Origin of the sequence: Prevotella sp. FD3004, assembly GCF_000746155.1 — a bacterium.
In the GTDB taxonomy this organism is placed as follows: Bacteria; Bacteroidota; Bacteroidia; order Bacteroidales; family Bacteroidaceae; genus Prevotella.
In genome coordinates, this window is the sequence record NZ_JQKR01000012.1 from 15,143 (window position 1) to 29,681 (window position 14,539).

Sequence of the window (14,539 nt, forward strand, 5' to 3'; positions counted from 1 at the left end):
TCAGAGCTTTTCACCATAACAGAGATCGCCACAATCGCCAAAGCCAGGCACAATATACTTATGCTCATTCATTCCCGGATCGATTGCTGCACACCAAATGGTACTATCTTCAGGAAGCACGGTTTTAACGACCTCAAGACCTTCGGGCACAGCGATAACACAGGCTATATGGATTTTCTTAGGTTTGCCTGTCTTTACCAAAGCCTCGATACTGGCAGCCATAGAACCGCCGGTAGCCAGCATCGGATCGACAATCACCAGTGTTTTGCCCTTGGCACTGGGTGCAGCCAGATACTCGGTATGTACGCCCACCTCGGTATGCTCACGGTTGGTGTACATACGATAAGCCGATACGAAAGCATTGTCGGCGTGGTCGAACACATTGATAAAACCCTCGTGGAAAGGCAGACCGGCACGCAGCACAGTGGCAATCAGCAGGTCTTCCTTTGGCAGCTGGATATCGATAGTGCCCAATGGTGTTGTAATGGTCTTGGGACGATACTCCAGGGTTTTCGACAACTCGTAGGCCATCATCTCGCCCACACGCTTGATGTTATGACGGAACAACAGACGGTTCTTCTGATAGTTCTTGTCTCTCAGTTCCGACATGTACAAATTGATAACCGAATTGGTCTTGCTAAAATCTACTACTTCAATCATATACTTACATTTTTGCGGCAAAAGTACAAATTTAAAATGACAGTGACAAGTTTTAATAGGAAAAACATGCTGAGTTAGGACAGATCGGAAGGACTGATTCCAAATTCATCCTTGAAACACTTGGTAAAGTAGCTGGGGGCGGTGAAACCAACCTCGTAGGCAACCTCGGCGATGGTCTTATCACCTTTTACCAGTAACTGATAGCCGCGATTCAATCGGGCAGAACGCAACAGCTCGACAGGCGACGAACCAGAGATGGCCTTAACTTTACGGTACAGCTGTACACGACTCAGGTTCATAGCAGCAGCCAAATCATCAACAGTCAGATCACTGTCGGAGAGACGGGCCTCGACCACATCCTTGAAGCGCACAATGAATAGCGGCTCCTTGGCCGATTCAGCAGCCTCATCCACGGGTTGTACGACGGGCTGTGCAGCCGCAGGCTGTTGATCGGCAGGCCGTACCGGCTCAGCTGGTGCCTTCATGTTCCACAGGTTATTGACAATACGCTCGCGCTGGGCCGACACTCTGGAACGATGATAGAGAATAAAGAGTACTAATATAAGTACCAGCAATGCCAACAACACGAGTGCCAGCAACGAGATGGTGCGCTGTGTTGACAGTTGTTCAAGATAGCTTGCGGCCTTTTTCTGAAGCTTATTCAGATTATGCGCCTGGCGCACCACCTCGTCGCTTTCAAGTAACAATACCGTAGCGTTATCGCGGGTTACCAAAGCCGAGGTAAGCAAGGTTTCTCTTGGATATTCTTTGCCGTCGAGGATGTCGAGGGCCAGTTGTAGCAGTTGGTCGCCACGTGTAGGATAGATATACGAGGCATCGAGAAGCGAATCGCGCACCTGCTGGATACCACCACCAGGTCCTGGCAAGGCATCGATACCACAGAACATGGGCAGTTTGGCGCCTCGTTCTTCGAAGGCCTTACGGGCCCCAATAGCAGAGCGATCGTTATGTCCGAAAACCAGATCGATACTGTTCATATCGCCCTTCCAGTTCTTAACGGCCTGATAAGCCGTCGGCTCAGTCCAGTCGCCTTGTATTTCGGCCACCACCTTGATACCTGGAAAGGCTGCCAAAGCCACATGGAAGCCATTATAACGCTCCTCGGCAGGCGATGAACCTTTCAGTCCTTTCACTTCCATTATCTGCCCCTTACCACCAAGTTGGGTAGCGATGTATTCACCCATCAGGTGTCCCATCTCGTAGTTATCAGCACTCACAAAGGCAGAATATTTTCGCGAGTCGGTTTTACGTTCGAACACGATAACGGGGATGCCCTTATCGTAGGCACGGTCGATAGCAGGCGACACCGTCGAGAGCTGGTTGGGAGCCACAATCAGCAGATTGATACCACTTTCCACCAGACTGTCTATCTGGTTGCTCTGAAGTTCAGAATCGTCGTGAGCAGCAGTAAAACGGAGTTCTACCCCCTCATGAAAGTTGGCCTCCATTCTCATTTCGGCGTTCTGCCAATCGCGCCAGATATCCTCAGAGCATTGCGATACACCTATTATATATTTGGGCTCAGCCTGCTCACATCCCATGAACAGGATGACCATAAACATTAAAATGGAAATGAAAGAGTTTCTCATCATATTTCTTTGTTTTATGCAGGCAAATATACGAAATAATTGCGAAACACGGGAACAAATTGATATTTTTTGTATATTTGCCAAGAGATTATAAGAATAATCGTTCATAAATTAGCAAAAATGTTTCATTGAAACAAAAATAGAACGCAATGAACGAAATTTTGACGCTGCACGCACAATATATTAGTAATTTTGTGCAGAATTTAAAATCAGATTTGAGTACTAACAATTAAAACAAGCGACAATGAAACAACTAAAGAAACGATTTCTGAGTTTTGCACTCATGCTCGTGTGTACAACTATGATGTACGCGCAAACGCAGATTAGCGGAACTGTGGTCGATGCTACTGGCGAGCCCATTATCGGCGCCACAGTGATGGTGAAAGGTACCACGAGCGGTACAATTACCGATTTCGACGGTAACTTTAGTGTAAAGGTGATTGAGGGTGCCCCCCTCGTATTCTCGTACATTGGTTTTGAGACACAGGAGCATCCCGCCAAGAATGGCATGAAGGTTACACTGAAAGACAATGCCAAGGAACTGGCAGAGGTGGTAGTAACCGGTTACCAGACCCAGCGTAAGGCCGATCTGACTGGTTCGGTATCAGTAGTAGAGACCAAGGACCTCAAGACCTCGTCGGACACCGACCCCATGCGAGCACTGCAGGGTAAGGTGCCAGGTATGACCATCACGAGCAATGGTTCACCTGTAGGAGCAGGTACTGTTCGTATCCGTGGTATCGGATCGTTCAATTCATCACAGGACCCACTGTTCGTTATCGACGGCGTGCCCACAACGACCAATCTGAACACGCTGAACATGAACGATATCGAGTCGATGCAGGTTTTGAAGGATGCTGCTTCGGCCTCTATCTATGGTAGCCGTGCTGCCAATGGTGTGATTATCATCACTACCCGTAGCGGCAAGAAGGGCGACAAAGTAAAAGTGGACTTCTCGGCCAACCTGACAGCTCAGTTCTACAATAAGCAGAGCATGATGAAGCTGTCGAACACTGCCGAATATGCGACTGCTATGGCTCAGGCTGCCATGAACGACGGACTGAATCCTGAGGCATACGCCAACAACTATGGTTTGACACTGCATGCAGCCAATGGCACACCCATCTCGGCTTACAACCCCGCCACAGGACAGATGGAGAGTTTCACCGTGAACGGTTTGTACGACGGATTTATGAACGCTAAGAGAACCATGCGTTTCAGCAATACCGACTGGTTGAAGGAGATTTCGCGCACCGGTTTCTCACAGAACTACGACCTGTCTATCTCGAACGCTACCGAGAAGTCGTCGGCACTGTTCTCATTCGGATACAAGAAAAACATGGGTATTCTGAAATACACCGATTTTGAGAGTTTCTCTGGTCGTATCAACACCAGCTTCAAGGTCAACAAATTGGTGACCATAGGTGAGAATGCCACTATCACATATTCTAACCAGGTTGACTGTCAGCCTCTGGAGAATGCCTTGAAGATGTCGCCAACACTGCCTGTTTATGAGGAGGACGATGTAACATTCTCGGGGCCAGTAGGTGGTATGAGCGACCGTCAGAACCCACTTCGTGAGTTGTATCACAACCGCGACAACCGCCTGAAGATGTGGCGCATCTTTGGCAACGCCTACGTCAACGTGGAGCCTATCAAGGGTCTGCTGTTACGTTCTAACTTCGGTCTCGACCTCTGGTCGGAGAATATCCACAGCGTGACATACACCTGGCACTCTGACGTGGTAAACAACTCTACCCCATCAGCCAACATGGGTGCTAAGACATCGGTTAAGTGGACCTGGTCGAACACTGCCAACTATAACTTCACACTTGGTACCGACCATTCGTTCATCGTACTGGGTGGTATGGAGCTCCACAGAGATATCAATGACTGGTCGAATGCCTACGCACAGATGTTTGCCATTGAGAACTACGACTATATGTATCCCGACGCAGCCACCGGTACACAGCGTGCAACTGGTATGCAGGAGGGCTACAATCTGGTATCATTCTTCGGCAAGCTCGATTATAACTTCAAGGATCTGGTACTGGCTTCGTTCACTATCCGTCACGACGGTTCTAGCCGCTTTGGTGAGAACAACCGCTACGGTACCTTCCCTGCTGCCACACTCGGTTATCGTATCTCACAGCACTTGAAACAGAGTTGGATTGACGATCTGAAGATTCGTGCATCATGGGGACAGACTGGTAACCAGGCTATCTCGAACTATGCACGCTACGGTCTTTATGCTGCTACCTACGGTGGTGGACGTAACGAATCGACTGCCTACGACCTGAATCTGGCCGGCAGCGGCATCTTCCCTTCAGGATTCCGTGCCACACAGGCCCAGAACAACAACCTGAAGTGGGAGACTACCGAGCAGTGGAACGCTGGTCTCGACTTCCGTTTCTTCGGCAGCTCACTCTATGGTACATTCGATACCTATATTAAAAAGGTGAAAGATATGCTGATCAACCCTGCCTATCTGGGTTCGATGGGTGAAGGTGGTGCCAGCTGGCTGAACGGTCCAAGTCTGCAGAACTGGGGTATGGAGTTGGCACTCGGCTACCGTCATACGACACAATACGGTTTGCAGTACAATATCAATGGAAACATCGATTTCTACCGTTCAAAGGTGACCTATCTGCCTGAGACCACAACGGGTTCTTACGTTCACACAGCCAAGCAGAATCTGGTAGAATCGAAGAAGCCCTATGGCTCTATCGTTGGTTACGTGGTTGACGGATTATTCCAGACCCGTGAGGAGGTTATCGCAAGCGGTCAGGACAATGCCCGTGTAGGCGGTTTGAAGTATGCCGACCTGGATGGTAATGGTGTCATCAACGAGCAGGACCAGACTTGGATTTTCAATCCAGTACCCAACTACTCATGGGGTTTGAATGTGGACCTGAGTTATAAGAACTTTGATTTCAACATGTTCTGGCAAGGCGTAGCTGGTCAGGATGTATATAACGACCAAAAGTTCCAAACCGACTTCTACAGTCTGACCGATGCCGGTTCGAACAAGGGTAACCGTATGCTGGGTGCATGGACCACTGCCAACACCAGCAGTACCATCCCAGCCTTGACAACCAACAACACTGGTAATGAGAACCGCACCTCGACCTACTTTGTAGAGAATGGTTCTTACGCCAAATTACGTCAGGTACAGTTGGGTTACAATCTGCCAAAGAGTTTTATCAACAAGCTGAACATGTCGAGCGCTCGTGTATATGTTTCAGGTCATAACCTGCTCACCATCAAGAGTAGCTCACTCACCTGTTCGGATCCTGAGAACCCACGCTGGATGTATCCTAACAGTACCAGCATCTCACTTGGACTCCAGGCAAGTTTCTAAGGATTGAAGAACTGAAGGATTAAAGAATTGAAGGATTAAAGTTTTTAATAGCAATACAATTATGAAGACAATATATCAAGCAATCTGCGCAGGTCTGATCGTTTGCGGTACGCTCACATCGTGCAACGATTTCATCGACGTAACTCCAAAGGGTGTTATCAATGAAGACATTGCCATGAGTCAGCCCGAAGAGATGGTGACTGCTGCTTACGCCAAATTGGGCGACGACTGGTACACCTATCCGTTTAACCTCTGGCCTTATGGCGACGTATCATCAGACGATGCCATGAAAGGCGGTTCGGGTACTACAGATACAAACTACCACCCAGTAGAGGTATGGTCAACCCTGACAGCTTCTACGCCCGATCATATGGACGAATTGTGGTATCACTTCTATTGTTCAATCAGCCGTTGTAACCGTGCATTGGTATCACTGGCCAACAGTACGACTATGGACGAACAAACAAAGGCCATCCGCGAAGGCGAGGTTCGTTTTCTCCGTGCCCACTTCTATTTCAAGCTGGTGCAGCTCTGGAATCAGGTGCCCTGGATCGACGAAGAGGTTTACAAGGTTCACTCTGAGGAGCAGACCCGTAACGATGAGTTTTCACACGAAGAGCTGATGCAGAAGATTGTAGCAGACTTCAAGGCCGCCTACGATGTACTGCCTGTACAACAGCAGCAGGGTGGACGTGCCAACAAGATAGCAGCTGCAGCTTATCTGGCTAAGTGCTACCTGACCATGGCTTGGGGCGACGGCTACGAGGCCAATACCGGCGTAAGCCATATCAACAGTCAGTATATGCAGGAAGTACTGAAATACACACAGGAGGTTGCCAACTCACAGTATGGCTATCTGGAGGACTTCGGCGATATCTTCCTGCCTGAGTACAAGAATTCAAAAGAGAGCATCTTCGCTGTCCAGCATTCTGACTATCAGGACGACAACACCCTGTATGGACGCGCCAACTGGAGTAACATGCTGAATGGCTGCTGGGGTATCTGGTCGTGCGGTTGGGACTTCCACAAGCCCACACAGAACCTGGTGAACGCATTCAAGACCAAGGACGGTCTGCCCATGTTTGATAATTATAACGATCAGATCGACTATCCTATCAACGGTGTGCCAACAGCCCAGAAGTGGGATCCACGTTTGTTCCACACAGTAGGTATGCCTACATTCCCATACAAATACGAGGCTCAGTACACCATGACTACCGACAACTCTCGTACACCAAACACCTATGGCTACTATGCCTCTCTGAAGGAAGTGCCACAGCGTTCTAAGGGCGAGACATTCGACAACCCATGGCAGGCATTCGCCATGAACGACTATGTACTGCGCTATACCGACGTGATGCTAATGCGTGCAGAGGCACTGATTGAAACAGGCTCACTGGAAGAGGCTCGTACCATCATCAACAATATCCGTCAGCGTGCTAAGAATTCTGTAGCCAAGCACATTGCATACGCTGCCGACCAGTGCGAGATTGCCCTCTATCCTACCTCGTATTTCCAAGATAAGGAGACTGCCCGTAAGTGTCTGCAGTGGGAGCGTCGCTTGGAGATGGCCATGGAGAGCAACCGCTTCTTCGACCTGCGCCGTTGGGGTATTGCTTCGAAGACCCTGAATGCATTCTTTGAGACCGAGAAAGATGTTGTTTACAACGAACAGACATACGCCCAATATTATAAGGATGCCCACTTTACGCCAGGCAAGAATGAGTACTTCCCACTGCCTTACATCCAGCTCTACTACGTTCCTGGTCTTTACACCCAGAACAAGGGATACAACTAATAGTTAAGAGTTAATAGTTAAGAGTTAAGAATTAAGAGTCTAAAAATAGCGTTATGAAAAAAATATCATTCATTATAATGGCGATGTTTGCCTTAGTCCTGACCGCCTGTCAGGACAAGGACATCGACCGTGAGGCCATGAAGCTCAGTGCTCCCGATGCATCACAGATCACAGGTCAACAGTCGGGCGACGACTACATCTGGTCGTGGCCAGCCCAGAACGCTCAGATGCGAGTTGCGATCTACCGCAATGGAACCATCTCGAATACAGAGACCGTCAGCGGCAATACCTTTACACATAAGAATGTGCCCACCAACGTGGCATTTGAGTATGTGTTCAAACTGACCGATGGCAGCAACGTATCTGCCGGTGTTGTCAAGAACTACACCCGCGAAGGTGCAAGCAGCATCAGTGGCGTACAGATGAGTCAGCTTGACAAAGACGGCAGTTACGATGCCTTGGTTACTTGGAACAAGGCAACCGATGCCACAAGTATCATACTGACTGCCACTAACGGTGTAAGAACCATTACAGAAACGCTGGCTGGTACCGACACCCAATATCTCATTAAGGACGTTGAGACAGGCGACACTTGGGAGGTGAAACTGGTAGCCCAGAACGAAAAGGGCACATCGCTGTCAACCACATCATCGCTCCGTATCGGTAAGACCGCCATCGGCTTCCTGAGTATCTACGCCACTCCAGATGAGCTAGTAGAGAAGGGCGACGACGACGAGGCTTCGGCTTGGCTCTGGCTGCACGAGACCTATCCTACAGCACAGTTTGTTCCATTCGCAAGCATCACGTCTGCCGACGTCATTGAGCCATTCCGTGTGCTGTTCTGGCTGCGCGACCTTGAGGGTGTCAGCGAAAGTGACGTATGGAATATTCCTACCGACGTACAAGCTGCCACACCTATCATCAAGGAGTGGTATAAGAACGGCGGAAGCATGCTGCTGTGGAGTCATGCCACCGTATATGCAGGACACCTGGGACGTATCAATCTCGATGAGATGAAGGGCAACGACCATGCCTTCGGATTCGGTGAGGGTGGCATCAACAACGACGTGTGGAAGATGGCTGTTGAGTTGAATCCCGATCACAAGTTCAAGAAAGATCACTCTTCTCACCCCATCTATAAGGGTCTGGAAGTAGAAATCACTCCCGACACCAAACTCATTGCCTTCAAGGGACCAGGTTGGACTGAGGACCACAACTGTCTGTACTTCAATCTGCCTAGTCTGTGGACAGGTATCGGCAACACCGAGGAAGCCTGCTATGCCCAGTGCACCAGCACCTTTGGCGTATATCCACTCGGCACATGGGACAGTCAGATCTGGTGGGTAAGTCAGATGAATGTCTGGGAGGCTCAGCAGGGCAACACCGAGTTCAAGGGCACACTGCTCTGTATCGGTAACGGTGGTTGCGAGTTCTCGATGAAGAATGCCGACGGTACTCCTGACAAGAGTGCTCATCCAAAGAACAATATCTATCAGGACAATGTCCTTACGCTCGCCAAGAACTCTCTTGAATATCTGAAGACACGATAATAATTTGAGTTAGTGATAAAGATCATGAAGAAATTCTTGAATTTCTTTTCTGCAATGATGGTAACCGCTGGTATGGCGGTTACCATTCTTGGTTGTTCAAGTGATGATCCCAAGAAAGAACAACCTGCTCCCGAGCCACCAACGCCCGTGGATCCTGTGCCCCCTCCTGCACCTACACCAAGCAGTTACACAGAATTATTTCGTCCACAGATACACTTCACACCAGCTAAAAACTGGATGAATGACCCCAACGGTATGGTGTATGCAGATGGCGTATATCATCTGTTCTACCAATACAATCCACAGGGTAACAGCTGGGGCAACATGTCGTGGGGCCATGCCACCAGTACCGACATGATTCACTGGACTGAGCAGGCTGTAGCCCTGACACGCGATGAATTAGGCGACATCTTCTCTGGTTCGGCAGTCATCGACGCAAACAATACCGCAGGTTTCGGTGCAGGTGCCATGATAGCATTCTACACCTCGGCCAGTGATGCTGGACAACAGCAGAGTATGGCCTACTCTACCGATGGAGGTAAGAACTTTACACGCTACACCGCCAACCCCGTTATCAAAAATAATGATGACCGCCAACGTGACCCCAAAGTATTCTGGCATGCCGACTCACAGCAATGGATTATGTCGCTGGCCAAAGGCTGGAGCAAAGGCATTGAGTTTTTTGGCTCTACCGACATGAAAACATGGAACAAGCTAAGCACGTTTGTGATGGACCTGCCTGGTCGTCCCGACCTGCAATGGGAGTGCCCTGATCTGCTACAGTTCGGTGATAAGTGGGTGCTCATAGTTAGCGTGAACCCAGGAGGTCCGATATTGGGCTCTGGCACCATGTACTTCGTAGGACAGTTCGACGGCAAGGAATTCAAAGCCGACGCACTCGACTATCCGCTTTGGCTCGACTATGGTATGGACAACTATGCAGGCGTGACCTGGAGCAATACCGGCGACAGGAAAGTGCTGATGGGGTGGATGAACAACTGGAGCTATGCAGGCGATGTGCCTTGTTCGCCTTGGCGCTCGGCTATGACGCTGCCTCGTGAACTGAAGCTAACTGAATATGCAGGCAAACCATTGCTCTGCTGTCCTGTAGTGAACGAGATTGACAAGATTGCAGGCAGTTGGCAGAAGGCTAATGCCACTATTGACGCCAAAGATGCCTATCAGCTACGCCTGACGATAAATCTCGATAAGAATTCGACGATAACGCTGAGCAATAATAGCGACGAGAAGTACGTGATAGACATCCTTGCTACAGCCCGCACGCTCAAGGTTCATCGCAATGCCACAACTGGCCGAACGAATTTCAATGGCAGTTTCTCCATTCCTTCGATGCAGGCTCCACTCAATACCGATGGCAATAAGGTGACACTCGACCTCTTTGTCGATCAGTCGTCGGTGGAAATTTTGACGAAGGAGGGTACCATGTCGATGACCAATCTCGTCTTCCCCCAGAGTATTTATAACAACCTGAATATTACTGGTGCTGATTACGAGGCTGAAGTCCGTCAACTCAGCAGAATTTGGTAAAAATACAAGTATGATCGCTTTCTAGCAATCATTCTCTTGCAGCCAGCAGGTGAGCACTTGACAATACTCCTTGTGAGCATCAATAAAACAGGTGTGACGGGAGTGGCGGAACAAATGCCAACTGCTGCTTGGTATATGCTCGTAAAGCGAAGCGGCTACCACGGGGGTACAGATGTCGCGCGTGCCACTACAGATGAGGGTTGGCTGAGAGATTTGACCTAACTGATCCGTATATTCGAAGTCCTTCAGACTACCAAGGGGCTGATACTCATTAGGTCCCCAGCCATAGAGGTAGGCTTCTGTACCTGAACGCTTCGGACGCTTGAGGCATTCGGGCGAATGTTCATCTACACTTATCACAAACTGCTCGAAGTAATGCTCGTTGGCGCGCAGGTAGTCGGGATCATCCCATTTGCCCGTAGCCTCAGCACGACTGATGGCAGCCTGGTCTTCGGCCGACAGATATTTGATAAGTCGATGCTGCTCACTGGCCCAGAGACTGCTGGAAGCATGACCAGAAGAAAGAATAAGCGATTTGATACCTGCTGGCTGATGGTCAACGACATACGCAATAGCCTGCATGGCGCCCCACGACTGACCAAGAATATGCACAGAGTCAAGATGCAGATATTCACGGATGGCGATGAGTTCGTCGATCCAGGTCTTCTGGGTCCACAACTCAGGGTGACCATCGAGATAGGAGTTGCCACAACCTATCTGATCGTAGGAGATGACCTGCCGCCCCGTGTCGGCGATACTATCGAGCACCTCGAAATAGTTATGCGTACTCCCAGGGCCACCGTGAAGTAACAACAAAGGCGCTTTCTCTGATACTTCACCCACGATGCGGTAGTAGGTTTTGTATCCCATAAAGGGCATATATCCCTCTTTAATCTTTTGACTGTTGTTCATGTCGCAAATATAGGCTTTTTTCTGTTAATATCCAAATTTTGTGGCGATTAATTTCATATCAGAGTTGGATGAACCCAGAGGTATCAGATTGAAGAGAGATATCTATCAATAATCGTTCATTGCACAGAAAAATGTTGCAATGAACGATTTTTCGTAGGAAATGTAACATAAATTATAGGGTATAAATATGATTTATAGTACATTTGCAGCAAAAATCTAAAATCGTACAACAAATAATGAATAGCAAAATGAGAAAAACAGTACTCATGACAGTTGCCACAGTGCTGACTTATGTATCGGCAATGGCACAGGTAACACCTATGGTGCTTGGCGAAAAGCATGCGATGCTACGAGTGGAACAACCAAGCAAATACTTGCTGCTGCCTGTACAGGAGACAGAAGACATTGCGGCGATTGCCGTACTGAACGGGAAGAACGAGATGATGCAACGCATCAATGTGAAACTGGCAGTTGATCGTGTTGACTATTATGTGCCCTACGAGTTGCGAGATGCCAAGCTGCTTGACGTCGAGTTTCATGGCGATCGCCGACTCAAAGGTGCTGTTGCTGAGTTTGCCTGTTGGAAGGAAATCAAATACTCCGATACATATGACACCACAAACCGTGAGCATTTCCGCCCCGTATATCATCACACCCCAGCTTATGGTTGGATGAATGACCCGAATGGGATGTTCTATCAAGATGGTGTATGGCATCTCTTCTATCAGTACAACCCTTATGGTTCACAATGGGAGAACATGCACTGGGGGCACTCTACGTCGAAAGACCTGGTGCATTGGGAAGCACAGCCACTGACTTTCGAGCCCGACTGGTTGGGTAGCATCTTCAGTGGCTCATGTACCACCAACGGAGATGATGTCGTAGCCTTCTACACCTCAGCCGGTCACCACCAGACACAGTCGATGGCTATCTCTAACGACGGTGGAATGACGTTTAAGAAATATGAAGGGAACCCTATACTGACCAGCGACAAGCCCGACTTCCGCGACCCCAATGTATTCTGGTTTGAAGGCACCAAACGTTGGATCATGATTCTGGCAGTAGGTCAGGAGATGCAGCTCTACTCGTCAGAGAACCTGAAAGACTGGAAATACGAGTCAGGTTTCGGTCAGGAGTATGGCAATCACGGTGGCGTATGGGAGTGTCCCGACCTGATTCAGATTGGCGACAAGTGGGTGCTTATCTGCAACATCAACCCCGGAGGCCCCTTCGGCGGCAGCGCCACACAGTATTTCGTGGGTCAGTTTGACGGCCATAAGTTTACTTGCGAGTCGATGCCCAAGGTTACGAAATGGCTCGACTATGGTAAAGACCACTATGCCACGGTATCGTTCTACAATGCCCCGGAGAAGCGGCATGTAGTGCTGGCATGGATGAGCAACTGGCAGTATGCCAATCAAGTACCCACCAAGCAATATCGCTCAGCCAACTCTATTCCCCGCGACTTAGGTCTCTTTACCTGCGGCGAAGAAACCTACGTCAGTGTGACGCCATCAAAAGAGATGCTGGCCGTTCGTGGCGCAAAGATAAAGAAACCGACAGATGCCTGTGAAATAGTGATCGACCTCAAGAATCAAGCAGAAATCATACTGTCGAACGCTAAAGGTGAGCAGGTAGTGATGACCTACGACGCTCCCAGACAGTCGTTCAAGATGGACCGTACCAAGAGCGGTATCGTTAACTTTAGCGAAGCATTCCCTTGCGTGACCACAGCCCCGACATACGGCACCATCAAGCAGTTGCGCCTGTTTATCGACCGCTGCAGCATTGAAGCTTTCGATGCCGAGGGAAAAATGGCTATGACCAATTTAGTATTCCCATCCGAGCCTTATAATAATATTAAGGTAAAAGGTGGCAAAGTAACAATCTACGAAATAAAGTAAAGACATATGAAGAAATTTGCGCTTATCCCTGTGATGTTCTGCTTCTTTGCCATGGGCTTTGTTGACCTGGTTGGCATCGCATCGAACTATGTAAAAGAAGACCTCCAACTGAGTGACTCTGTAGCCAACGTGTTCCCATCACTCGTCTTTTTCTGGTTTCTGATCTTCAGCGTGCCCACGGGAATGCTGATGAACAAAATAGGCAGAAAAAACACCGTACTGCTATCCCTTGCAGTAACGATCATATCACTACTGCTACCCCTATTTGGCGAGACTTTCGCTATCATGCTCTGTGCGTTTTCGCTTCTGGGTATTGGAAACGCCCTGATGCAGACATCGCTGAACCCGCTGGTATCAACCGTGATGAGAGGTGGCAACCTGGCATCGACACTCACCTTTGGGCAGTTCATCAAAGCCATCGCCTCGTTCCTGGCACCATATTTGGCCATGTGGGGTGCCACACAGGTTCTACCCTCATTCGGATATGACTGGCGCGTACTCTTTGCCATCTACTTCATCGTAGGTATCCTGGCAGCAGCGCTGTTGGCAGTAACCCCAATTGAGGAAGAGGAGAAGAGCGAAGGTAAGGCTTCGACATTCACCGAGTGCCTGAAACTACTGGGTACCCCTATCGTACTGCTGTCATTCTTCGGAATCATGTGCCATGTAGGTATCGACGTAGGTACCAACACCACAGCACCAAAAATCCTGATGGAGCGATTGGGGCTGACCCTGAACGATGCTGCGTTCGCTACCAGCCTGTACTTTATCTTCCGTACCATCGGTTGCCTGACCGGCTCTTTCTTCCTGCGTGTATTGCCTAACCGCACCTTCTTTGTGATCAGTGTGATCATGATGGCACTGTCAATGTGCGGACTGTTTATTGGCACTGAGAAATGGACGCTCTATACAGCTATCGCCCTGGTGGGCTACGGCAACTCAAATATCTTCTCTATCTGTTTTGCACAGGCACTCACAGCCATGCCACAGAAGCAGAACGAGGTGTCGGGTTTGATGATTATGGGCTTGTTTGGAGGTACGATTTTCCCACTGATGATGGGATTTGCCAGCGATGCCATCGGACAGGCTGGAGCAGTAGCAGTCATGGCTATTGGCGTGGTTTATCTGTTTACCTACGTTGGAAAGGTAAAAAAATAAAAAGGTAAAAAAGTAAAAAGGTAAGAATTTAAAATCAT

General features: G+C 49.0%; 9 protein-coding genes. 6 read left to right on the plus strand and 3 right to left on the minus strand.

Going from position 1 to position 14,539, the window contains the following annotated elements; translation table 11 throughout:
• Entirely contained in the window at positions 1 to 657 is a 657-nt protein-coding gene (gene upp, locus T325_RS03550) for a uracil phosphoribosyltransferase (RefSeq protein ID WP_036910844.1), read from the minus strand.
• Between the two features lie 77 nt (positions 658 to 734).
• Positions 735 to 2,273: an AraC family transcriptional regulator gene (locus T325_RS03555; RefSeq protein ID WP_051949684.1), complete on the minus strand. Its 1,539-nt coding sequence runs from the start codon at positions 2,271 to 2,273 to the stop codon at positions 735 to 737.
• Between the two features lie 241 nt (positions 2,274 to 2,514).
• Here T325_RS03555 and T325_RS03560 point away from each other — a divergent pair, with 241 nt between their 5' ends.
• From T325_RS03560 to T325_RS03575, 4 genes are all read left to right on the plus strand, one after another.
• Positions 2,515 to 5,631, plus strand: a complete 3,117-nt coding sequence (locus T325_RS03560) for a SusC/RagA family TonB-linked outer membrane protein (RefSeq protein ID WP_036910485.1) — start codon at positions 2,515 to 2,517, stop codon at positions 5,629 to 5,631.
• A 61-nt stretch (positions 5,632 to 5,692) separates the two neighbouring features.
• The gene (locus T325_RS03565) at positions 5,693 to 7,429 is read left to right on the plus strand and encodes a RagB/SusD family nutrient uptake outer membrane protein (RefSeq protein ID WP_036910486.1); all 1,737 of its coding nucleotides are present in this window, start codon (positions 5,693 to 5,695) and stop codon (positions 7,427 to 7,429) included.
• Positions 7,430 to 7,482: 53 nt separating this feature from the next.
• Positions 7,483 to 8,979, plus strand: a complete 1,497-nt coding sequence (locus T325_RS03570; protein ID WP_036910487.1) for a DUF4960 domain-containing protein — start codon at positions 7,483 to 7,485, stop codon at positions 8,977 to 8,979.
• A gap of 24 nt (positions 8,980 to 9,003) precedes the next feature.
• On the plus strand, positions 9,004 to 10,527 hold the full coding sequence (locus T325_RS03575; protein WP_051949685.1) for a glycoside hydrolase family 32 protein: 1,524 nt from the start codon (positions 9,004 to 9,006) through the stop codon (positions 10,525 to 10,527).
• A 21-nt stretch (positions 10,528 to 10,548) separates the two neighbouring features.
• Here the strand turns inward: T325_RS03575 and pepI are convergent, their stop codons facing one another.
• The gene (gene pepI / locus T325_RS03580; RefSeq protein ID WP_036910489.1) at positions 10,549 to 11,439 is read right to left on the minus strand and encodes a proline iminopeptidase; all 891 of its coding nucleotides are present in this window, start codon (positions 11,437 to 11,439) and stop codon (positions 10,549 to 10,551) included.
• A gap of 248 nt (positions 11,440 to 11,687) precedes the next feature.
• Between pepI and T325_RS03585 the strand changes: the two genes are divergently transcribed.
• Together T325_RS03585 and T325_RS03590 are read left to right on the plus strand one after the other, a co-directional pair.
• Positions 11,688 to 13,343 carry a glycoside hydrolase family 32 protein gene (locus T325_RS03585; protein ID WP_156097630.1) on the plus strand — a complete coding sequence of 552 codons (1,656 nt, stop codon included), beginning with the start codon at positions 11,688 to 11,690 and terminating at the stop codon, positions 13,341 to 13,343.
• 6 nt (positions 13,344 to 13,349) lie between these two features.
• Entirely contained in the window at positions 13,350 to 14,501 is a 1,152-nt protein-coding gene (locus T325_RS03590) for an MFS transporter (RefSeq protein WP_036910491.1), read from the plus strand.
• Positions 14,502 to 14,539: the final 38 nt, after the last annotated feature.